Origin of the sequence: Neobacillus niacini (genome assembly GCF_031456445.1) — a bacterium.
In the GTDB taxonomy this organism is placed as follows: Bacteria; Bacillota; Bacilli; order Bacillales; family Cytobacillaceae; genus Neobacillus; species Neobacillus niacini_I.
The window spans coordinates 1-22025 of the sequence record NZ_JAVDUQ010000003.1; the positions used below are offsets into that span (position 1 = coordinate 1).

The following is a 22025-nucleotide window of genomic DNA, read 5'->3' on the forward strand; positions in this document are numbered from 1 at the left end:
AGCTCGTTCGGGCAATGAAACCACTTTTCTTTTCCCTTTTAACGAGAAAACCAGCTCGTTCGGGCAATGAAACCACTTTTCTTTTCCCTTTTAACGAGAAAACCAGCTCGTTCGGGCAATGAAACCACTTTTCTTTTCCCTTTTAACGAGAAAACCAGCTCGTTCGGGCAATGGAACCACTTTTCTTTTCCCTTTAACGAGAAAACCAGCTCGTTCGGGCAATGAAACCACTTTTCTTTTCCCTTTTAACGAGAAAACCAGCTCGTTCGGGCAATGAAACCACTTTTCTTTTCCCTTTTAACGAGAAAACCAGCTCGTTCGGGCAATGAAACCACTTTTCTTTTCCCTTTTAACAGTAATTCCAGCTCGATTGGGCAATGTATGGGAAGAGTATAAGGAAAAGGTAAGGTTAAATTGCTTATCTAAAACAAGAAAAAAGCTTTATAAATTTAGAAAGGAAATAAATGAGCGAAGCTTCGTAGACTCAAAGAGCTGCATGGGCTTCACTACTGCCAGTTACGGGGATTGAAGAATGCAAGTGAACAGGCTCTCCATACTGCAGCCTGCCAAATTATAAAGAAGATGGCAACACACTTAGCAAGGTTTGAAAAAGTGTGTGAAATACTTTAAGTTGATTTGCCCACTGTTGATTGGAGCGGAGGGCACTCGACTCCTGCGGGATAGAGAGGTTACTGGAGACCCCACAGGCGCAAGCGCCGAGGAGGCTCCAGGACCTCCCCGCGGAAAGCGAGAGACCGGAGCGGAAATTAACAGGCCCTTTTCAGGAACAATCAATAAATTGATATATAGATTTGATAATCTGAGTAAGGAAATTTGCTTTTTCCGTTTATGAAAGGGTATTTTTTAAGGCAAGCATGAGTTCCAATTGACTTAATTTTTTGAAATACCAATCTGTTAAGTGAATCGGATGTTTATGACTGACTGGCCCATGCAGCCAAATTGGCGATACAAACTGATGTTTACTCCAATCCTCATAGGTATGTCGATGATGTTCAATCACAGGAAAAGCCGCTCTTAGTATCGGCGTTTTTCTTACTATCTTTGTTTTAAAGTACTGTTCATAATCATACCGTGAACCAGTATGAGGGGTACGATTTGCAAATTCAAAAAAATAAGGAAATAGACGTGAATCAAAAAGAATGTTTGCAAGCCTTTTCCCCAATTGAATCCTTTTTGAAACAGATCGAAATCCATAAACGCTGGCCCCGTATACTTCTCCCCCACTGGTTGGAAACAATACACAGCTAAAATGAAGCCAATCCTGAAAAGCAAAAATCATTGAACGAAACACTTTCTTCTTATATACAGGATGCTCAATGATTGGTTGCTGAATGACATTTTGTTCATTAATAATTAATGCCGTCGTCATTCTATGTTTATCACCTTCATTCCAATAGCGAACCCATTCTTTTTGAATAAATGAAGAAACGTTGAAATATGGGAGTAAATGAAACATGGGGCGCTCTAATTTCGTCGAATATTGATAGAGCAATAACTGGGGGAAAACGTCGTGGAAAATTAACCAATTAGCCCGCTCATAGGTTAAGAAAAGCTGCTTTCTTATTTTTGGTTCTAATAAATGAGGAAAAATGGTTCCTTCAAGGTCACACATATTCCATCCCCCATTCCGTGAAACCATATGGGCAAGAAAGGACCAAATAATATCAGGTTTTTTTTTAAAATAGCGTAAATAAGCATTTGTTCTGGAAATATTATCGATATTTTTCTTTTCCGTTTCAGTTATTATTTGACGGATAATCTCTTGTTCCTGTATTGTAAAATGATTCATAATGCTCTTCCCTTGGTTAAATAAAAGTTGTAATGATTAGAATATGGAACTTATAAATTTTTTATGCACCTAATTCCGCTATGATTTGTTATGATAGGTAATAGTTTGAGAGGTGCAAGATATGAGTGTGAATTATCCCAACGGAAAACGGTATATTCCAAATGAAGCGGCAAATGCCAAAAATGCTAATAAGAAAAAAAATGAATCTTACAGTAATCGGGGAATGACTCTTGAAGAAGACTTAAATATTACGAATGAATTTTACCGTGAGAAAAAAATTGCGGTTGTTCACAAAAAACCTACACCTGTTCAAATTGTTCAGGTGGATTATCCGATGCGCAGTGCGGCTGTTATAAAAGAAGCTTATTTTAAGCAGGCGTCTACTACCGATTATAATGGGGTATATAAAGGTAAATATATTGATTTTGAAGCAAAAGAAACCCAGAATTCAAGTTCATTTCCCTTAAAGAATTTCCATGAGCACCAGATCCGTCATATGGAAGAGGTACTGGATCAGGATGGAATCTGTTTTGTCATTTTAAGATTTACAAAATATGAACAAGTTTATTTGCTCGAAGCGAAAAACTTATTACGATTTTGGGAAAGAATGAAAACAGGGGGAAGAAAATCGATTACCAAGGATGAAATCGAACAACATGGGTACTATATTCCGCTTGGATTCCAAGCAAGAATTGACTATATTAGTATACTAGAAACGCTTTATCAATTGTCTTAAATAACCTTGAGTGAAGTTGGAAAGGAAGGACTTTAAAATGGCTGATCAATATCAATCAAGAGAGGAGCGCCGAAAACAGCTGCAAGTAAAGGGCAAACCTAAAACAAAGAAAAAACCTAAAGGGATGATAAAAAAGATATTTTTAACCCTGGTTGCCCTAGGGATTGTAGTGATTTTGGCCGGAGTTGGAACATTTGCCTACATGGTGAAAGACGCTCCAAAACTTGATCCAAAGGTTTTAAAAGATCCCATTTCATCGAAGATTTTAGATATGAATGGACACCTGCTGACTGAAGTTGGTGCCGTAAACAGAGAATACGTTAACTATGAAGATATACCAAAGCTTTTGGAAAATGCCGTCCTAGCTACAGAGGACTATCGCTTTTATAAGCACCATGGAATTGATCCGATTCGTCTTGGCGGTGCTGTACTTGCGAATATTCAACACGGATTTGGTGCCGAAGGTGGAAGTACGATTACCCAGCAGGTGATTAAAAACTCGTTTTTAACACCTGAAAAAACATTAAAAAGAAAAGTAGAAGAAGTATGGCTCTCCTATCAGCTTGAGCAAAAATATACAAAACATCAAATTTTTGAAATGTATGTCAATAAGGTAAATATGTCAGAAGGTAGCTACGGAATGGCGACAGCTGCAGAAACTTATTACGGGAAAAAATTAAAGGAATTGACTTTGCCGGAAGCTGCACTGCTGGCTGGAATGCCGCAAAGTCCTAATAATTACAATCCCTTTACAAATCCTGACTTGGCAGAAAAGAGACGTAATATCGTTTTATCATTAATGCACCAGCACGGTTTTATTTCCAAGCAAGAGATGGAAGCGGCAATTAAAGTTCCTATTAAAAAAGGCTTGGTAAAAGAAGACAAGCACAAGATTGATGAGAAGCCTTTCGATTCTTTTGTTGATGCGGTAATAGATGAAGTGAAACAGCAAGGAGATTTTGATATTTTTTCCGATGGTTTAACCATTTATACAACTGTAGATCCAAAGGCACAAAAATATGTTTATAAGATGTTGAACACCCAAGATGTTATTAACTATCCCGATGAAAAGTTCCAGGCAGGGATTACACTTCTTGATACGAAAACTGGAGCTATCCGGGCAATCGGCGGCGGTCGAAACCAGCAAGTAAAACGCGGTTTTAACTATGCAATTGATACGAGAAGACAACCGGGCTCAACGATCAAGCCTATACTGGATTACGGTCCGGCCATTGAATATTTAAAATGGGGAACGTATCAGACGATTGATGATAAACCGGTAAAATATTCAACAGGTCAAACCTTTGGAAACTGGGACGACCGCTACATGGGCAGAATGACCATTCGCACCGCCTTGCAGTTATCGAGAAATACTCCTGCTGTTCAAACCTTACAGCAGGTAGGATTAACTCAAGCTAAAAAGTTTGCTAATAATTTAGGGATTCCTTTAAAAGAGATTTATGAATCCTATGCAATCGGTGGATTAAGAGACGGTGTATCCCCTCTTCAAATGGCAGGGGCGTACAGTGCTTTTGGCAATAATGGTTTTTATACAAAACCATATGCAGTCGTTAAAATCAAACTTCGTGATGGAACGGTCATTAACACCACACCAGAAACAAAAGTGGTGATGAAGGATTATACAGCCTTTATGATTACGGATATGCTGAAAAGTGTCCTCCAGTATCCTGGTACAGGTACGAGGGCTAACGTCCCTGGTCTTCATATCGCAGGGAAAACAGGAACAACCAATTATACGGATGAGGAAAGAAGACAGTGGAATATCCCGAGTAGCTCTTATATTCCAGATGCCTGGTTCTCCGGCTATACACCAAATTACACGGCATCGATATGGACCGGATATAAGGACCGTTCCACCCCGATTGCGCCGGGAGAGGGACAAAAAATTGCTCAGGATATGTTTAGAAATTTAATTTCTTATGTATCTGAAGGAAAACAAACATCCGATTTCTCTGTTCCAAATAGTGTTCAGAGGGTAAGAATTGAAAAAGGCTCGATGCCGCCAGTACTTGCAAGCCAATATACGCCATCAGATTTAGTCATTACAGAATATGCTGTTAAAGGGAATGCACCGAGCAGGGTATCAACACGATATGATAAATTGAATACACCTGGTAATGCCTCAGTAAAATATGACGAAAAAAATAATCAACTTGTTCTTAAGTGGAGCTATAAAAATAAGTCTTCAGCAAATATTCAGTTCGCGGTTACCGTCGATAGCGGTTCTGGACAAACAAGTTTGACAACGGCGAAAAATTCAATTACAGTTCCAAATGTTACACCGGGAGCAACCTATAGATTTACCATTGTTGCAACCGACGGAAGTCGAAAAAGTGATGCCGCTGCTGCAAGCTTCACCGTTCCAAAAGCGCCTGAAGAAACAACCCCTGGAACTGAAAACAATGGTGAGAATGGGAATAACGGAAATAATAACGGCACACCATCTGAAACCAATCCTGACCAGGGCAATGGCAACGGACAGGGACAAGGTCAAGGTGAAGGCCAAGATCAGGGTAATGGGAACGGACAAGGAACTGATCAAGGAAATAATGACCAAGGCTCCGGTGATACAAATACCGGCACAACAGACAGTGGTGCCAGCAGTCAGGACACTGAACAGCCCGGGACCTAATGAAAACTAGGAAAAAAGCGTCTAGCCTCACGGCTTAGACGCTTTTTTCATGATATTCTTTTTTACAAATAACTTTTCTTGTTCAAGAAAAAGTTCAGAAAGCTGACGATAGGAATGAAAAAGGTTGGGTCTTTTAAGGATGAATCCAAGCCTTTCGCCAATATTTACGGGCTTATATTCTAATGAATCTAGAGGCAGCGGTTCTTTATCAGCAATCGGCCTTTCATTCGACCAAAATAAAAATTTAAGAAATAGGTCAATCCCCTTTTTCATTCCTAAATTCGTATTTTCCTGATCGCGAATGGAATAAAATCTTTCCAAATCCTCTTTTAAATTTCCCCATTCCAAAAGGAGAATTGGAACCACTTCCGAAGGTTTCTCCCATGGCTTTTCAAAATCAATACGTTTATCCATAGGAAACATCCTTTGCCTTCATCCTCTTTTTCCCTTCCCTGCATAACTCTAATAATGGGCATGAAGGACATTGCGGATTTTGCGCTTTACAATGGTATCTTCCAAAAAAGATCAAACGATGATGTGTTACTGACCATTCCTCGGGTGGTATTTTCCTCATAAGCGTCTTTTCCACTTCAAGGACAGAGTCCTTCCAGCGGCATATGCCAAGCCGCTTACTCACTCTTTCTACATGGGTATCTACAGCAATAGCCGGTATATTAAAAGCTACAGAAACAACGACATTTGCCGTTTTTCTTCCAACACCAGGGAGTTTTGTTAATTCATCACGGTCCATTGGAATTTCCCCATTATACTGTTCTAGTAACATGCGGGACAGGTTTTGAATATTTTTAGCTTTATTACGGTATAGCCCAATTGAACGGATATCATTTTGCAATTCTTCCAGTGCTACGCTTAAATAGTCTTCAGGTTTCTTATACTTTTGAAATAAGTTTTTCGTTACTTTGTTGACTAGTGCATCTGTGCACTGGGCGGATAATGATACAGCAATAATTAATTCAAATGGATTGGAATGATTTAATTCACAATGGGCATCAGGAAACATCTCGCCCATTTGGTCAAGACAATAGCGGATTTGTGTATTATTCAACAAAACTCTTCACCTACCTAGCATAAATAAAAACAAACGAGAGAAAGTTCTCTCGCCAACTGGGAGTTTATTGTTCCAGCCAATTGTAGAAAGGAACTGTTGGGGGCTGTTCCGAATGATCCTGGCTTGTTTTTTTGTTTTGCAGTTGTTTATTACGAAATTTTTGACCATGGTTTTTTGCTTGTTCAATTGTTTTAATTCCGTTCTTCTTCCATTCAAATAATATCCGATCAATATAACGAAAATTCAATTTCCCGGACATCACTGCTTCCCTTAAAGCAGCTTTAATAATCATTGGGTCATGATGATCATCATCCATCCACATAGCCAATGACTCACATTCAAATGGAGACAACGGACGGCCGAATTCTTTTTCAAAACATGTATAAAGATCTGTTTCTTCGGATTTCTTATTTGCTTCATCAAGCCGTTTATTTTTCATTAAGAATTGTTCAGCCAATTTCTCTAGCAAGGGAACCACTGAATACTTTTCAAACCGGATTCCATCATGTGAATATTCATCAATGATTTCGATAAATCCCTTTTGGATTAATCTTCGAAGCATTTCATTACATTCTGCTACGGAAACCGTCATACGGGAGGAGAGTTCTTCAGGGGTCGGAAATTGATTTCCTTTTTCGATAAAAGTCATAATATTTAATAAAAGAACAAGTTCGTATTCGTTTAGATTTAGATTTCGATACTCTGAAAATAAAATGGCCGGGACAGTAATCGTACCTTCCTGAAGCCATGAAACAATCATTGATTTCATATTAGACACCTCAAGACTAAGTATAACATGAACAGGCCATGGTAGTAAGAGTATTAGAAAACCAACATTGGTAAAGAAAACTAGCAGTAAAAAAAGTCTGCATTAGCAGACTTTTTCATCAATAAAGACTATCCTTGACGCTTTAACTCAACAAATTGACGCATTCTTGCAACAGCTTTTTCTAATAGGTCTAGTGATGTTGCATAGGAAAGACGAATATTATCAGGAGTTCCAAAGCCTGAACCCGGGATTACAGCTACTTTAGCCTCTTCGAGCAATGCCGTTACAAAGTCATCTACACTACTGAATCCAGTGAGCTTTGCGGCTTCTTTCACATTCGGGTACAAATAAAATGCTCCTTGTGGTTTCACACATGAAAAACCAGGAATGGAAACTAATTGATCATAAATAATTTCTAATCTTTGTTCAAAAGCTTGACGCATTTCCTCGACAGGAGCCTGAGAGCCGTTATAAGCCGCAATAGCCGCATATTGCGCTGTTGTCGTAGGATTCGAGGTACTATGACTCGCCAGGTTTGTCATTGCTTGAATAATCTGACTGTTACCAGCAGCATATCCAATTCTCCATCCTGTCATGGAATGTGATTTTGAGACCCCATTAATAATAATCGTTTGTTCTTTTAGTTCTGGAGATAATTGAGCAATTGAGATATGTTTATTTTCTCCATAGACAAGCTTTTCATAAATCTCATCAGAAACGATTAGGATATTTTTCTCCAAGCAAACTTTTCCTAATTCCTGAAGCTCATCAGCTGTGTACAGAACACCAGTAGGATTGCTTGGTGAATTAATAATCACTGCTTTAGTCCGATCTGTGATGGCACTCGCTAACTGATCAGGAGTAATTTTAAATTGATTTTCTTCTTTACCCTCAATATAGACCGGTACTCCCCCGGCAAGCTTAACTTGTTCAGGATAGCTTACCCAATAAGGAGTTGGAATAATTACCTCATCGCCATCATTTAACAGCACTTGGAAAAGGGTATATAAAACATGTTTAGCCCCATTTCCTACAATGATTTCATTTGCTTTATAGGTAATCCCTTGGTCCTTTTCAAATTTTTCAATTACTGCTTTCTTAAGTGCAGGCAATCCTGCTGATGGAGTATATTTTGTATGCCCAGCCTGCATGGACTCTGTTGCTGCGTCTAAAATGTGCTGCGGTGTATTAAAATCAGGCTCACCAGCACCTAACCCTATAACATCTTCACCTTGTTCTTTTAATTCTTTTGCTTTTGCTGTAATCGCTAATGTTGATGAAGGCGTTAACGCCAACACCCTATCTGCAAGATTTACCAACTTTTTCTCCTCCATTCGCCAACTTTGCTAAAAGTTTTCAATTTTTTTTAGCCATTCACCTGTATCAAATTGAATGTAATAATAATTTATTAAATTATTTTTTGAACGGTAATAAATTTCCCATAAAGGAATATTTTTCTCCATTCCTAATCGAACGGAAATAATTTTTTCAGGGTTTTTCTCTTTTAAAAGCTTATTAATTGCTTGTTGTTTTGTTAAACCGGATTTTGCCTTCCTTACAATAACCTGTTTCGTCTTTTCAGGAATCCATACGATCATTTTTTCACCGTTATTGGCTTTTCCTTCAATGACATTAACCGTATCGTTTCCATGGTAAACATGAAAATCATCCACTTCTTTTATGGCAACAGTTTTCTTTGCAAGAGCAACGGCTTTTTTTTCTGCAGAATTGATTGGTTCTTGTGCTTTTACATAAACTTTAATCAAAATCCCTGTAAAGAATAAAACAATTACAATAACACTAATAATCCATTTTTTCACTTTATCACTTCACTATGTACGATAAATGGTAAAAATCGCTTTATTTTTATCTTCTTGATCAAGGGCAAGTCCAAACATGAGGTCTTTTTCCTTTAATGTTCGATTAAGGGCATCGACTATTTTATATAAATCCGGACCATGCTGGATTTTTACCGTTGATAAGACTTCAATTTTACTCTCCATATCCTGCCTCCCTTATTGCCAAATCTGAAAACTCTTCAACTATTATAACAGGTGTGCACGTTTTCGTGTTTTAAATTACCTAATATTAGATTATTTTTTTATTAACTTTTTTCATCCTCTTCAATTGGGATGTTAAAAACCTCATAGTTGGTCTGTGTAAATTTAATGGTCACAGTCCCTTGCTTCTTCGTAAAATATACTTCCGACCAGGAATCCTGTAAATCCTGAATAATATCGATGTCCGGTGAGTTTTTTTCTGCTGAAAAAAGAATCGATATTTGTGGATTGACAGTATGAATGAGTTTTTCAGATAAAGAATTGTCCTCTTTCATCATTGGAACCTTAAAGACCTTGATATCACCTAGATTTTTTTTCAGTAACATCTGCTGTGACCTTTGGCTATAGGATGTCATAAAAAAGAGACGATGCTTATGAAATTTTAGAGTAAAATCTAACCCCTCATCCTGCTCATTTCCTGCAAAGAGAACGTTGGCTAATGCTTCAGGTAAAATCTGCTTCGATGTCCCTTCTCCCCAGACCTTAATAGGGATTAGATTGGTGCCCTGGAAATGCGTTGATAATTGACCTGAAATTTCACGCGTTGTCACGATTTCTTTTATAAAATATTTTGAGATTAAATGATTGATTTGAGAATCATTTAATCCTTGTTTATTCGTTAAAATTAAAGAATTAATTTCTTTAACTCCATAAAATCGCAGCCACTCATCTAATTCAGCCTCTACGCCCTCTCCGCCTGTATCCACTAATATATTTTCATCATTGGGACCTTGAATAAGGGTTGCCTCCCCGTTTGTTAACCCCAAAAAGGACACAGCCATTTCGTGGTCTTTCAATTTTAAGTCGATACTTTCAAAATCGTCCGGGATTAACGAAGCGGCAAAACCCAATGAGGTGTTTTGTAAAAATAGAGTTATTAGGATTAGTAAAATTCGCATACACATTCCCTCCCCTATATCATCTATAGGATGTGTAATTTTACCAAATTTTATCCCACATTAATAAGCAGGAGTTTCCATAATCATAACCAATCATTAATAATCTCAATAAGTTCATATATATTTCCTTTTTTAACCGGAACAGCAGGTATCGATTTTAAAAAGGCATTTCCATACTTTGTTGTAATAATCCTTTTATCAAAAACGATAACTATTCCCCTATCTGAAGTGGTTCGAATCAAGCGGCCAAAGCCTTGTTTAAAACGAAGAATGGCCTCTGGAAGGGAATAATCATAAAAGGCATTCCCACCTTGCTGGCTGATATATTGACATTTTGCCTCTGTAAAGGGTTCATCCGGCGGGCTAAACGGAAGCCTGACAATAATGAGGCAGGATAAATCCTCTCCAGGAATGTCTACCCCCTCCCAAAAACTGCTTGTCCCTAATAGAATGGCCTTATCATAGCGCTGAAAATTTCTTGTTAGCCTTGTTCTGCTTCCACTTGTAATACCTTGAGCGAAAATCGCAAAATCACTTAAAAAACCACTTTCTTTAATGAGTTCATATGTTTTCTTCAGCATGTCATAGGCTGTGAAAAGAATCAGCATTCTTCCATTTGTTGCTTCCGATAGTGAAATAATATGTTCCGTAATTGCTACAACATAATCATCGAGTGATACGGAATTAATTTCCGGTAAATCTTCAGAAATCAATAGCTGAACGTGATTTCCATATTCAAATGGAGAAGGAATCATCATGGTTGAAGCTGAAGGAAGACCAATTTCATTCTTTATATAATCAAATGAATGGTTTACCGTTAACGTAGCTGATGTCACAACAACGCTTTTCTTCTTGGTAAAAAATTTTTCCTTTAGCGATACCGCAACAGAGGCCGGCTTTGCTAAAAAGGTGGTTACGTTCTGCGGAGACCTGTAATCTACTTCCATCCATTTTACAAAATTCGACTTTAAAATAAAGCATGATTGAACAGTATTCTTTAATTCTTCCAATTCATGAAGGAATGTAATCATTTCCTCGATTTTACTCTTTTGTTCTTGTGTAAGTATGTCTTTCTTATTCTCAATCCATGCTAATCTGTCCATCATCGCTGAATGCAAATCCTTAACCAGGAATGCAAATCTTTCTGCACTATGGACAAGTGCTGACTTCTCTTTTCCATGATCCTCGTCAGAAAAACGCACCTTTGCACGCGTGAATCCCTTTTTAAAACTACCTATCTTTTTGGCATATAGGGCAATCAGCTTAAAAAATTCATCCATTTCGTAAAATAAATCTGTTGTCAGCTGATTTAATTTAGATGTATGTATTAACTTTTCCCCTTTAAAGCCGTTTAATTTCAGAAGTTCCTCTAATTGATAAAAAAGCTGCTTTTGTTCATAGTGACCAAATTGGCTTAGCAGCATTCTCGTGGATAAATAATCCAAGCTAAAGCCAAAAAACTGACTGGCCACTTTCTCAAAATGATGTCCTTCATCAATAATGCAGAAATCAAAATGAGGCAGAATGGTCCCGTTGGCGGAAAGATCACTTAATAATAGAGAATGATTGGTAATGATTAAATTGGCTTCCTCGGCTGTTTGTTTTGCTCGATGATAAAAATCCTTTTCCAGCCATTCATTTGATTGTAAAAAAGCAGCAGGGTCATTTTTTATTCGATTCCAATAGAAAGTTCCTCCGCTTGCCAGATTTAATTCGTCTTTATCACCGGTGTCCGTTTCCATTAACCAGACAAGGATTTGCATTTTCGTTAAGGTTGTATCGTAGTTATCGTTTTCATCGAATAAGGTCTCGTTGAATTTCTCTAGGCTTAAATAGTGATTTCTTCCTTTTAAAAGAACTGAAGTAAATTTAAAAGGAAGCATCTTTTCAAGGATTGGGATTTCTTTTTTAATAATCTGTTCCTGGAGTTGAATGGTATGAGTACTTACCACAACTGTCTGCCCGTTTTGCTTGGAATAAAATACGCTGGGCAATAAATAACCAATTGATTTTCCTACCCCTGTGCCCGCTTCTATCAACAAATGTTCTTGTTTTTGAAATGCTTGATAAATTCCATCCATCATGGTAAATTGTCCGGTTCTATTTTCGAAGATTCTAAAACCCTGTTTTACCATTTCGATTTTTTCCGCTTCTTTTTCAGGGTAAGGGAAAAACTCCTTTTTCCCATTCACAGCTTCCCTTTTTGGCATTTTTTTCAGGGCAAGACCTTTAAACATTTCAAGCCCTTCCGGAAGAACTTCTGAAGTAATATCCTTTTCTCCAAGCAATTCGTCGAGCAATTGCTGCAAATCGCTTTTAAGACCGCCTGATAGCTGGGAAAGCTGTCTTAATGTTGTAATTGGCATAGATGCCAGTTTTTCCAGCAAAAGGAGAAAAAGCTCTGCAGTTACTTCGGCATCACTGTCGGCTTGATGCGGACGATCATGCTGTAAATTTTCTTTTTCGGCTAAATCAGACAGCTTATAGCCGTCTGCTGTTGGATACAAAATTCTTGCCATTTCCACCGTGTCTAATACAGATCCGTAAAATCCTTCAAAACCGGCAAGCTGTAATTCTTCCTGAAGAAATGACAAATCAAATAACACATTATGTGCAACGAAATAAGCTCCTTCGAGAATTTTCTCAATCCTTGGAGCAATTTCAGCAAACTGAGGTGCATCCTTTACCATATCATCATGAATACCAGTCAATTCCTCAATAAAAGCGGGAATTTGTTTTTTGGGATTAACCAGTGATGAAAACTTTTCTGTGATTACACCGTTTTCAATGACCACAGCTGCAAATTGAATAATTCTATCGCCTTTTTTAGGAAGATTGCCCGTGGTTTCTAAATCTATCACAACATATTTATTTTCTATCATAATTTACACCTCAAACCTTCGCTCATTAAAAACGGTATCACAAAAAGGGTAAAAGAAAAAGAATTCATTTCCCGAGATTTAAAACTATTATATAAAAAACAAATAAAAAAAGAAAAATCCCCTAAAAAAGGGGACTTACATCACTGTTAACGCCGGTTCAGCGTGTATCAATTCTTTTATCTTGTTATTATCATCCATGATAGCAACCCTTGGTCTATGTTCAGACAATTTTTCTTCTGAAACAAGGCAATAGGAAATAATAATGACAATATCCCCTTTTTGAACCAGCCGCGCCGCCGCACCATTTAAACAAATCACACCGCTGCCGCGCTCGCCGGGAATAATATAGGTCTCAAGACGTGCTCCATTGTTATTGTTGACAATTTGTACCTTTTCATTAGCAAGCATTCCAACTGCATCCAAAATATCTTCATCAATGGTAATGCTGCCCACATAGTTTAAATTCGCTTCTGTAACAGTTGCGCGATGGATTTTTCCATTCATCATCGTACGAAACATGATCGTTTTCCTCCTGGTCTTTGGATGTTTTTCTATTGTTACAGATTAATCCATTTCTAAGATGAAATTGTCAATTAAACGAACGTTAGTAAAATGTACAGCCAATGCGATAATGAATTTCCCCTCTATTCTTTCTAAGGGAAGTAACTCAGGGTAGGACAATATTTCTACGTAATCAATACGGCCGCTGCTCTCTGAAGTAATCATTTCCTTAATTAAGCTGATTAGCGCATCAGGCTTTCTTTCACCCTCACCAATCAACTTTTTCGCTTGCAGCAGGCTTTTATGAAGAACAACTGCCTTCTGTCTATCTTCAGGAAGAAGATTTACATTCCTTGAGCTTTTAGCAAGTCCGTCTGCTTCTCGAACAATATCAACAGGTACCAATTCCACCGGGAAATTTAAATCAGTAATTAACCCTTCAACAACCGCCACTTGCTGAGCATCCTTTTTCCCGAAATAAGCCCTAGTCGGCTGTACAATATGGAAAAGCTTCGTCAGAACTGTTGCCACCCCGTCAAAATGACCGGGACGGGATTTGCCGCATAAAACGTCCGTACGCGCTTGAACCACTAAGGTAACGGATGAAGGATTTGAATACATTTCCTCAACAGAGGGGTGAAAAAGAAAATCAACGCCTTCACACTCTGCCAATGCCCGGTCCCGTTCAAAATCACGGGGATATGTGGCAAAATCTTCATTTGGACCAAACTGAAGGGGATTTACAAATATGCTTAACACAACCAGATCATTTTCTTTTCTCGCTTTTTTTATAAGACTGAGATGACCCTCATGCAAAAAACCCATGGTCGGGACAAAGCCGACAGATTTTCCTTGTCCTTTTTGTTTTATAACCTCTGATTGCATTTCTTTGACAGTTGTAATAACCCTCATTGTTTTCCTCCATAAAGACCTTGAAGTTCTTCTTGTTTCATCGTAAAGGAATGCTGTTCTTCCGGAAATTTATTTGATTTAACCTCTTCGGTATAGGCTTGGATTGATTCCGTAATAAATGGATTTAGATTTGAATATTTCTTTACAAACTTAGGTACCCGTTCAACACCATACCCTAGGATGTCATGATATACAAGGACTTGTCCATCTACAGCTTGCCCCGCACCAATCCCAATCACGGGAATGTTCAATTCTTTTGCAACTTCATGTGCAAGCTGCTTTGGAACACATTCTAAAACAACAGCAAATGCTCCTGCACGTTCACATTCTCTTGCATCCTCCATTAATTTGATTGCTGCATGGGCATCTTTCCCCTGAACCTTATATCCACCTAAAACACCAACCGATTGTGGTGTTAACCCTAAATGGGCACAAACTGGTATTCCTGCCTTCGTAAGGGCAGCTATTTTTTCAATGACATCATCTGCACCTTCAAGCTTTACCGCATGAGCTCCTGTTTCTTGAATCAGTCTTCCGGCATTTTTCAGCGTTTCATGAACAGACAAATGATACGTTAAAAATGGCATATCCACGACAATAAAGGTGTCTTTGGCTCCACGCTTAACTGCTTTTGTGTGGTGAATCATGTCATTAAGGGTTACTGGAATAGTAGAATCATAACCGAGGACAACCATTCCCAATGAGTCCCCAACTAAAATGATGTCTACTCCTCCCTGCTCGGCATGTTTAGCGGATGGATAGTCATAGGCCGTTAACATGACGATTTTTTCCCCATTTTGTTTCATTTTAAGAAAATCAGTACTTTGTTTCATCAACATACCTCCTTTTATTAGGAAGAGGCGAGTAAACGTTAAGAGTTAGCAAATAAAAAGACCCTTCTGAAGGCAGAGAGGATCTTTGTTACTCTTGTTTATGTTCATCCCTCTGTCCCGGTCCGAAATTTCGGATCTAGGCAGAATCCATTTTTATATGTTTTTTCAATCTACAGGTGCAGTTCTGATTGATACTGCCCAATGAAATTATAACAAAATATCCAAAATGTGCAACTAAAGATTGTTAAAGCTCTATATCTGCAGAATAAATATGCCGGATGACACCATTATTATCTTCTAAGAGTAAAACACCATCTTCAGTTATACCAAGCGCTTTTCCTTCAATTACCTCTGTTAAAGTACGAGCCTTTAGATGTTTGCCGATACTAACTGCATAACTTTCCCAAAGTAGCTTAAGTGAAGAAAAGCCTTTCTCTAAATAAAGACCATACCATTTTTCAATATGAATAAAAATACTTTTAATTAGTTCAGCGCGGGAAATTGGTTCTCCTTTTTCAATCAATAGAGAACTTGCCGTCTCCTGAAGCTCCTCAGGAAAATCATCTTTTTTCTGATTCACATTGATCCCGATCCCGATAATAACGGAGTGAATTCTATCTGCTTCCGCTTGAAGTTCGGTTAAAATACCTGTTACCTTTTTACCGTTCATTAAGATATCGTTTGGCCATTTTATTTCCGGTATTAAACCTGTAATCTCTTCTATGGCTTGTACGACCGCAACGGCCGTTAACAGCGTCAACTGGGGTGCCTTTATTAAGGGAATATTCGGGCGAAGGATTATGCTCATCCAGATACCTGTATATTTCGGAGAATGCCATTTTCTTTCCATTCTTCCTCTCCCAGATAGCTGCTCTTCCGCTATGATGGTTGTTCCCTCAGGAACATCTTCATGTGCTAGCCGGTGGGCAATCTTTTGTGTTGACTCCACACTTTCCTCATAATGAATATTCCTGCCAATGTATTCAGTTTTTAATCCAAGCCTGATCTCATCTGCCGTTATCCTCTCAGGTGTTTTCAAAATTCGGTACCCTTTTCGTCGAACTGCTTCAAGTTCAAAGCCTTCCTTACGGAGCTCTTCCACATGCTTCCAAACAGCCGTTCTGGAACAGCCAATTAATTCAGCTAATTGTTGTCCTGATAAATAGGATTCGCCTGCATTTGTGAAGGCATCCAGCAATTCTTTTCTTATTTCTGATTGCACTCCATCAGCCACTCCTTGATTTTGTTTTTTTCATTCAATACTTTTCCCTCGACAATAGCTCGTTCGATTGATAAAAGAGAATCTTTTAACCATGGACCGGCTTCTTGATTGAACCAGGCTAGCAAATCATTCCCTGTAACCCCCAGGTCTCCCCGTTCCTTTATGGGAAGCCTGTCGTAGCTTTTTACCAAATCGTCAATTATTCGTGCCTCACTCGTTCCATTTATCACCTGAAAAAGCTTTTCAACTGATACAATGATGTCCCGTTTCGCTAAATACAAATCATATGGCTCCCAGTCTTTTTTAAGCCGCGACTCGAGGAAAAAGATGACTTGTTGAATTTCCCTAATATCTTTTAGGGCCAGCTTCCAATTTCTTAAAAAAAGTTCAATCTCTTTTCCTTTTAAGTTTATACAATACAGTACTAGCGCCCACATTTCATTTTTGGTCAGACTGTTCCAATTCAAACGAAAAAGTTTTTTTAGTTGCTCCTTTTGATTATCTAAACCAGGCAAGTAGCGGTATAGGCCTGTGTTAAGCAAAATATTGATTGCTTCCTTGCAATTTGGACCAATCAGTAATTTTTCTAGTTCTGCCCGTTTCCGTTCTACAGCAATTTTACCAAGCAGGGGAGCAAGATTTTCGAGCGCTAATAATGTTTGCGATTCAATTGAAAAAGACAGCTGGCTTATAAAGCGGACTGCTCTCATCATTCTTAGTGCATCCTCTTGGAATCGTTCCTCGGCTTGTCCGACAGTTTTAATGATTTTTTCCTGAATCGCCTTTTGACCTTCAAAAGGATCAATAAGGTTACCGCTTTGATCCATTGCGATGGCATTCATCGTAAAATCCCTGCGCTTTAAATCATCCTTCAGGTTCCGAATAAACGAGACTTCTTTTGGTCTTCGGTAGTCCTGGTATTCAGATTCAGTTCTAAACGTTGTAATTTCATATGATGAATTTCTGTACAAAACAAGGATGGTTCCATGTTCAATACCAATATCTACGGTTTTAGAAAAAACTTTTTTCACTTCATCCGGTGTCGCGGATGTAGCAATATCTACATCACTTATTGGCTTCCCTAAAAGAAAATCTCGGACAGATCCCCCGACAAAATAGGCCTCATAGCCTGAGTCCGCTAATTTTTGAAGAACTGGCAGGGCAGACAAAAAAGGTTCAATCATACACTTCACCTTTTTTCAAAAGCTTAAAATATAATTGTTCGTATTGTGCAACTACCTTTTGGGCATTAAATTTATTTATAACCGTATCCACTGCTCTTGACGAAAAGTCTTCGTGGAGATGTACATCCTTTAAAATTTCAATTGCTTTACTAGAGACATCTTCAATATCTCCCAATTCACATATGAATCCCGTTTTTCCATGTTCAATCACTTCAGGCATACCACCAACATTTGTCCCAATGCACGGAACACCACATGCCATTGCTTCAAGTGCCACAAGGCCAAAGCTTTCCTTCTCTGATAATAAGAGCATTAAATCACTGATTGAATATAATTCTTCAAGGCTTTCTTGTTTTCCTAAAAAGAGAACACGGTCCTCTATACCTAATTTACGGACGAGCTTACAAACATTCGTCATTTCCGGCCCATCACCAACTAATAATAATTTAGCAGGCAAAGCCGCGGAAATTTTCGCAAACGTTTTAACTACATCCGGAACCCGTTTTACAGCACGAAAATTGGAAACATGAATAATTACCTTTTCCGATTCCTTTATTTGAAATTCAGTTTTTAGATGCTGTACATCACTTTTTTGATAGACTCGCTCATCGATGAAATTATAAACCGTTTCAATTTGCTTGTCCGGATTAATTAGTTCATAGGTTTGATTAATTAAAGCATTTGATACAGCCGTCACGGCATCTGATTTTTCAATGCCAAATTTAATTGCGTCGGTCAAAGAAGGGTCATATCCTAAAACGGTTATATCTGTTCCATGTAAGGTCGTGACGATCTTTAATTCATGGTGGCTCATTTGTTTTGCTAAAATGGCACAAACCGCATGTGGAATGGCATAATGAACATGAAGGATATCTAATTTCTCTCGATTCGCTACCTCTGCCATTTTACTGGCTAACGCGATGTCATAGGGTGGATATTGAAATACAGAATATTGATTTACTTCTACCTGATGGTAATAAATATTATGGTACATCCGATTTAGTCGAAACGGCATGCTCGATGAAATAAAATGAATTTCGTGCCCTTTCTCTGCAAGCATTTTTCCAAGCTCTGTTGCGACAACACCTGAACCGCCGACTGTCGGATAGCAGGTAATCCCGATTTTTAGTTTCCTCATTTTGTTTCTCCTAATAAATCATAATCTACAAGGAGAGGAACTTTTGTCTTATATCCTTCAGCAAAAGGGACGCTAACCAGTTTTCCAAACATTTTTTCCCTTGCCTCAACTGTTTCAATGTATCCATTCGTAAGCGGTGTATCGAAGCTTTCTTCCGTTCGTTCAAATTGACTCTTATATGCCCTTAATGTCTCAATTTTTTTATCCATTTGCTGTGATATATCAATGGTAAAATCCGGCTTGTGGAAACCATTAATCATATAAAAATACATTCTTTCAACCCGATGCGGTGCCTCATCTTGATTTGTTTTAAATTTGCGAATGCCTGCAGAAAAAACTGCCTCCTCAACAAGGCGTGCACAATTCCCATGATCAGGATGGCGATCTTCAAAATACGGGGCAAACACGATATTGGGTTTCAATTGTCTTATAACCCCGGCAATCATTTTTATGTATTCCTCAGTTATATATAATCCTCTATCCGGCAGGGCAAGTGATGTTCTATAGGTCACTCCGAGAATTTCTGCAGCATTTGCCGCCTCTGTTTTCCTCAGCTCCACCGTCCCATTTGAGGAAAGTCCTGCATCAGTTAAATCACAAATCCCAATTCGCTTACCTTGCTCGGAAAATTTAGCAATAGTCCCGCCCATGCCAATCTCTACATCATCAGCATGAGCACCGAATGCGAGGATATGTAAGGACTTATTCTTTTCCATCTGTCTCACCATTTTTCATCACATTTCTCCATTCAAGCAGTCCTTGGTCCAACCCACGAATCAATAATTCTGCAGAGCCCATATTCGTCGCAAGCGGGATTGAGTACACATCACATAAGCGAACAAGTGCAGTTACATCAGGCTCATGCGGCTGTGCGGTTAGTGGATCGCGAAAAAAGAATACCGCATCCATTTTATTTTTTGCAATCAATGCACCAATTTCCTGATCCCCTCCAAGCGGACCGGATTTGAACCGTGTCAATTCTAATCCCGTTGCTTCACCAATCCTTAAACCGGTTGTTCCAGTTGCAAATAGCGAATGCTTTGAAAAAATCGTTTGATAGGCCGTAACAAATTGAACCAAATCGTTCTTTTTTTTATCGTGGGCAATTAATGCGATATTCATATGAAGGAACTCCTATTCTAAAATATTTTCAAGACCATACACAAATGTTTTAAGGTTCATAACTGTTTCTACAGCCACTTTCACCCCGGACATAAAAGAGGCGCGATTATAAGAATCATGTCTTATGGTTAAGGTTTGTCCATCAGATCCAAATAAAACCTGCTGGTGTGCAACTAAACCTGGCAATCTAACTGAATGAATATGCATTCCTTCGAAATCAGCCCCTCTTGAACCCGCAATTGTTTCTTTCTCATTTTGATGCCCTTGCTTCTTTACTTCTCTCACTTCGGCAATCATTTCCGCCGTTTTAACAGCTGTGCCGGATGGCGCATCAAGCTTTTGGTCGTGATGAAGTTCAATAATTTCAATATCCGGAAAATATTTTGCGGCCATTTGCGAGAATTTCATCATTAAGACAGCACCAACTGCAAAATTAGGTGCAATGATACAGCCTAATTCTTTTTCATTGCATAATCTCTCCAGTTCTTCTAAGTCACTTTTAGAAAATCCGGTGGTTCCAACAACAGGCCTTACATTATATTCAAGCGCTGTTTTTGTATGATGCATGCCGACTTCCGGTGTTGTTAAATCGATTAATACATCTGCTTTAATGGTTTGCAAACAGGCTTCAAGATTTCCGAAAACCGGTACTTCAATAGGAAGCTGAAAGCCTTGTATGTCATTTAGCTGCTTCCCATCATATTTATAATCGACAACAGCTGTCAGCTCAAAATGCTCCGTATTTGCAGCCAGCAAAACGGCCTCTTTTCCCATTCTTCCACGCGGTCCTGCAATAATTACTTTTATTTGTTCCATTTAACTCACTCTCCATTTTCTATATTAATTCTTGTCCAGCGATTTTTATCTCTTGTATTAAATTTTTTCATGACATAATCATGAGCATCTTCCAAATCTATATTTAAAGAATTAGCGAAGCAAATCAATACAAACAATAGGTCTCCAAGCTCCTCTTCAATGGCTTTTTCAGTTTCACTGTCTTTTTTCGGTTTCTCACCATAAAAATGATTGATTTCCCTTGCAAGTTCACCTAATTCTTCTGTCATCCTTGCCAACATCGCTAATGGACTGAAATATCCTTCTTTAAATTGGCTTATGTATTGATCAACCTCGTTTTGCAGGTCCTTCATCGACTTCCCGTTCGACATCCTTTTCACCTCTAAATAAGTGTCTTACTGCTATTCATAGTAGCTAAAATAACGCTATTTTACAAATATTTTTGATGAAATTGGGAACTTTCTGATAGGATTGCTCTTCCCATTGTATTTAGATATAATAAAAAACATTGATAAAGAGAAAAATATGGAAACAAAGGGGGAAATTTGATGATTTTTGGCCTTAAAATAAAGAATATCCTTTTCATCTTAATTGGAACTGCCATTATGTCATTTGGTCTTGTCAATTTTAATATGCAAAATAAATTAGCTGAAGGCGGCTTTACCGGAATTACACTCCTATTATACTTTTTGTTTAAATGGGACCCTTCCTATACAAACCTTATTTTAAATATCCCTCTTTTCCTCATAGGTTGGAAGATATTAGGGAGAAATGCATTCATCTATTCCATTATTGGCACTGTTGGCGTTTCGATTTTCTTATGGATATTCCAAAGATTTCCGATTAAAATGCCCCTTGAGCACGACCTCACATTGGCAGCCTTATTTGCCGGGGTTTTTGCAGGAATTGGACTGGGAGTTATTTTTCGATCAGGAGGAACAACAGGAGGAGTAGATATCATCGCCAGACTTGTCCAAAAGTATATTGGCTGGAATATGGGTAAAACCATGTTCATGTTTGATACATGTGTTATTATTTTATCCTTGCTTACTTATCTAAAATATACGCAGGCTATGTATACGTTAGTAGCTGTTTTTGTTGGTGCAAGAGTCATAGACTTTATGCAGGAAGGTGCCTATACCGCAAGAGGTGCAATGATTATTTCTGAAAAAAATGAAGAAATTTCAAAAAAAATCATGGATGAAATGGAGCGTGGGGTTACTGCCTTAAGAGGGTATGGCTCCTATACGAAAAACGACCGGGAAGTCCTTTATTGTGTCGTTGCAAAAAATGAAATTGTCCGGTTAAAAAATTTAATAACGGCAATCGACCCACATGCTTTTATATCGGTCAGCATTGTTCATGATGTTCATGGGGAAGGGTTCACATTAGATGAAAACAAGATGCCAATTGTAGATTAAAAAAACAATGTCCAGTGCG

At 38.3% G+C, this 22025-nt stretch carries 22 protein-coding genes and 1 pseudogene; 4 read left to right on the forward strand and 19 right to left on the reverse strand.

All coding sequences use genetic code 11. From position 1 onward, the window contains the following. Positions 1 to 376: 376 nt before the first annotated feature. A pseudogene (locus tag J2Y67_RS04610) lies at positions 377 to 630 on the forward strand (transposase); the annotation flags it as partial. Between the two features lie 217 nt (positions 631 to 847). Here the strand turns inward: J2Y67_RS04610 and J2Y67_RS04615 are convergent. Continuing rightward, positions 848 to 1810 carry a DUF2515 domain-containing protein gene (locus J2Y67_RS04615; RefSeq protein WP_310171202.1) on the reverse strand — a complete coding sequence of 321 codons (963 nt, stop codon included), beginning with the start codon at positions 1808 to 1810 and terminating at the stop codon, positions 848 to 850. A gap of 121 nt (positions 1811 to 1931) precedes the next feature. Here J2Y67_RS04615 and recU point away from each other — a divergent pair, with 121 nt between their 5' ends. Then, positions 1932 to 2546, forward strand: coding sequence for a Holliday junction resolvase RecU (gene recU, locus J2Y67_RS04620; protein ID WP_310171205.1), 615 nt, complete (start codon positions 1932 to 1934; stop codon positions 2544 to 2546). 37 nt (positions 2547 to 2583) lie between these two features. Then, on the forward strand, positions 2584 to 5199 hold the full coding sequence (locus tag J2Y67_RS04625; RefSeq protein WP_310171208.1) for a transglycosylase domain-containing protein: 2616 nt from the start codon (positions 2584 to 2586) through the stop codon (positions 5197 to 5199). 27 nt (positions 5200 to 5226) lie between these two features. On the opposite strand, the gene J2Y67_RS04630 is transcribed toward J2Y67_RS04625, so the two are convergent. The 18 genes from J2Y67_RS04630 to J2Y67_RS04715 form a co-directional block, all read right to left on the reverse strand. Continuing rightward, entirely contained in the window at positions 5227 to 5613 is a 387-nt protein-coding gene (locus J2Y67_RS04630; RefSeq protein WP_310171210.1) for a YpoC family protein, read from the reverse strand. Continuing rightward, positions 5606 to 6268 (reverse strand): endonuclease III, encoded by a 663-nt coding sequence (nth, locus tag J2Y67_RS04635; protein WP_310171213.1) that lies wholly within the window; start codon positions 6266 to 6268, stop codon positions 5606 to 5608. The genes J2Y67_RS04630 and nth overlap by 8 nt, the downstream gene beginning before the upstream one ends. A gap of 64 nt (positions 6269 to 6332) precedes the next feature. Then, positions 6333 to 7037 (reverse strand): DnaD domain-containing protein, encoded by a 705-nt coding sequence (locus J2Y67_RS04640; protein ID WP_310171214.1) that lies wholly within the window; start codon positions 7035 to 7037, stop codon positions 6333 to 6335. Between the two features lie 128 nt (positions 7038 to 7165). Next, a complete protein-coding gene (locus J2Y67_RS04645) occupies positions 7166 to 8356 on the reverse strand; it encodes a pyridoxal phosphate-dependent aminotransferase (protein WP_310171217.1) in 1191 nt (396 codons plus the stop codon). A gap of 27 nt (positions 8357 to 8383) precedes the next feature. Beyond that, entirely contained in the window at positions 8384 to 8857 is a 474-nt protein-coding gene (locus tag J2Y67_RS04650; protein ID WP_310171220.1) for a cell wall elongation regulator TseB-like domain-containing protein, read from the reverse strand. Positions 8858 to 8869: 12 nt separating this feature from the next. After that, on the reverse strand, positions 8870 to 9040 hold the full coding sequence (locus tag J2Y67_RS04655; RefSeq protein ID WP_071353850.1) for a YpmA family protein: 171 nt from the start codon (positions 9038 to 9040) through the stop codon (positions 8870 to 8872). Between the two features lie 101 nt (positions 9041 to 9141). Further along, complete coding sequence (locus J2Y67_RS04660; protein ID WP_310171224.1) at positions 9142 to 9996, reverse strand: ComEC/Rec2 family competence protein; 855 nt, start codon at positions 9994 to 9996, stop codon at positions 9142 to 9144. Between the two features lie 83 nt (positions 9997 to 10079). Continuing rightward, a complete protein-coding gene (gene dinG / locus J2Y67_RS04665) occupies positions 10080 to 12878 on the reverse strand; it encodes an ATP-dependent DNA helicase DinG (protein WP_310171226.1) in 2799 nt (932 codons plus the stop codon). A gap of 135 nt (positions 12879 to 13013) precedes the next feature. Beyond that, the gene (panD, locus tag J2Y67_RS04670; RefSeq protein ID WP_310171228.1) at positions 13014 to 13397 is read right to left on the reverse strand and encodes an aspartate 1-decarboxylase; all 384 of its coding nucleotides are present in this window, start codon (positions 13395 to 13397) and stop codon (positions 13014 to 13016) included. Between the two features lie 45 nt (positions 13398 to 13442). Continuing rightward, positions 13443 to 14291, reverse strand: a complete 849-nt coding sequence (gene panC, locus J2Y67_RS04675; RefSeq protein WP_310171231.1) for a pantoate--beta-alanine ligase — start codon at positions 14289 to 14291, stop codon at positions 13443 to 13445. Continuing rightward, positions 14288 to 15124 carry a 3-methyl-2-oxobutanoate hydroxymethyltransferase gene (gene panB / locus J2Y67_RS04680; RefSeq protein WP_310171233.1) on the reverse strand — a complete coding sequence of 279 codons (837 nt, stop codon included), beginning with the start codon at positions 15122 to 15124 and terminating at the stop codon, positions 14288 to 14290. Before panB ends, panC begins: the two co-directional genes overlap by 4 nt. Positions 15125 to 15368: 244 nt before the next feature. Further along, positions 15369 to 16346, reverse strand: a complete 978-nt coding sequence (locus J2Y67_RS04685) for a biotin--[acetyl-CoA-carboxylase] ligase (RefSeq protein ID WP_310171235.1) — start codon at positions 16344 to 16346, stop codon at positions 15369 to 15371. Continuing rightward, a complete protein-coding gene (locus tag J2Y67_RS04690) occupies positions 16331 to 17530 on the reverse strand; it encodes a CCA tRNA nucleotidyltransferase (RefSeq protein ID WP_310171237.1) in 1200 nt (399 codons plus the stop codon). The genes J2Y67_RS04685 and J2Y67_RS04690 overlap by 16 nt, the downstream gene beginning before the upstream one ends. Next, a complete protein-coding gene (gene bshA / locus J2Y67_RS04695) occupies positions 17523 to 18668 on the reverse strand; it encodes an N-acetyl-alpha-D-glucosaminyl L-malate synthase BshA (protein ID WP_310171239.1) in 1146 nt (381 codons plus the stop codon). Before bshA ends, J2Y67_RS04690 begins: the two co-directional genes overlap by 8 nt. Next, entirely contained in the window at positions 18665 to 19384 is a 720-nt protein-coding gene (gene bshB1, locus J2Y67_RS04700; protein ID WP_310171241.1) for a bacillithiol biosynthesis deacetylase BshB1, read from the reverse strand. Before bshB1 ends, bshA begins: the two co-directional genes overlap by 4 nt. Further along, positions 19371 to 19790, reverse strand: coding sequence for a methylglyoxal synthase (gene mgsA / locus J2Y67_RS04705; RefSeq protein ID WP_310171243.1), 420 nt, complete (start codon positions 19788 to 19790; stop codon positions 19371 to 19373). The genes bshB1 and mgsA overlap by 14 nt, the downstream gene beginning before the upstream one ends. Before the next feature lie 12 nt (positions 19791 to 19802). Beyond that, positions 19803 to 20606: a 4-hydroxy-tetrahydrodipicolinate reductase gene (gene dapB / locus J2Y67_RS04710; protein ID WP_310171246.1), complete on the reverse strand. Its 804-nt coding sequence runs from the start codon at positions 20604 to 20606 to the stop codon at positions 19803 to 19805. Positions 20607 to 20611: 5 nt separating this feature from the next. Then, on the reverse strand, positions 20612 to 20956 hold the full coding sequence (locus J2Y67_RS04715; RefSeq protein WP_310171248.1) for a nucleotide pyrophosphohydrolase: 345 nt from the start codon (positions 20954 to 20956) through the stop codon (positions 20612 to 20614). A 177-nt stretch (positions 20957 to 21133) separates the two neighbouring features. On the opposite strand from J2Y67_RS04715, the gene J2Y67_RS04720 reads away from it, so the two are divergent. Then, on the forward strand, positions 21134 to 22006 hold the full coding sequence (locus tag J2Y67_RS04720; protein WP_310171251.1) for a YitT family protein: 873 nt from the start codon (positions 21134 to 21136) through the stop codon (positions 22004 to 22006). Positions 22007 to 22025: the final 19 nt, after the last annotated feature.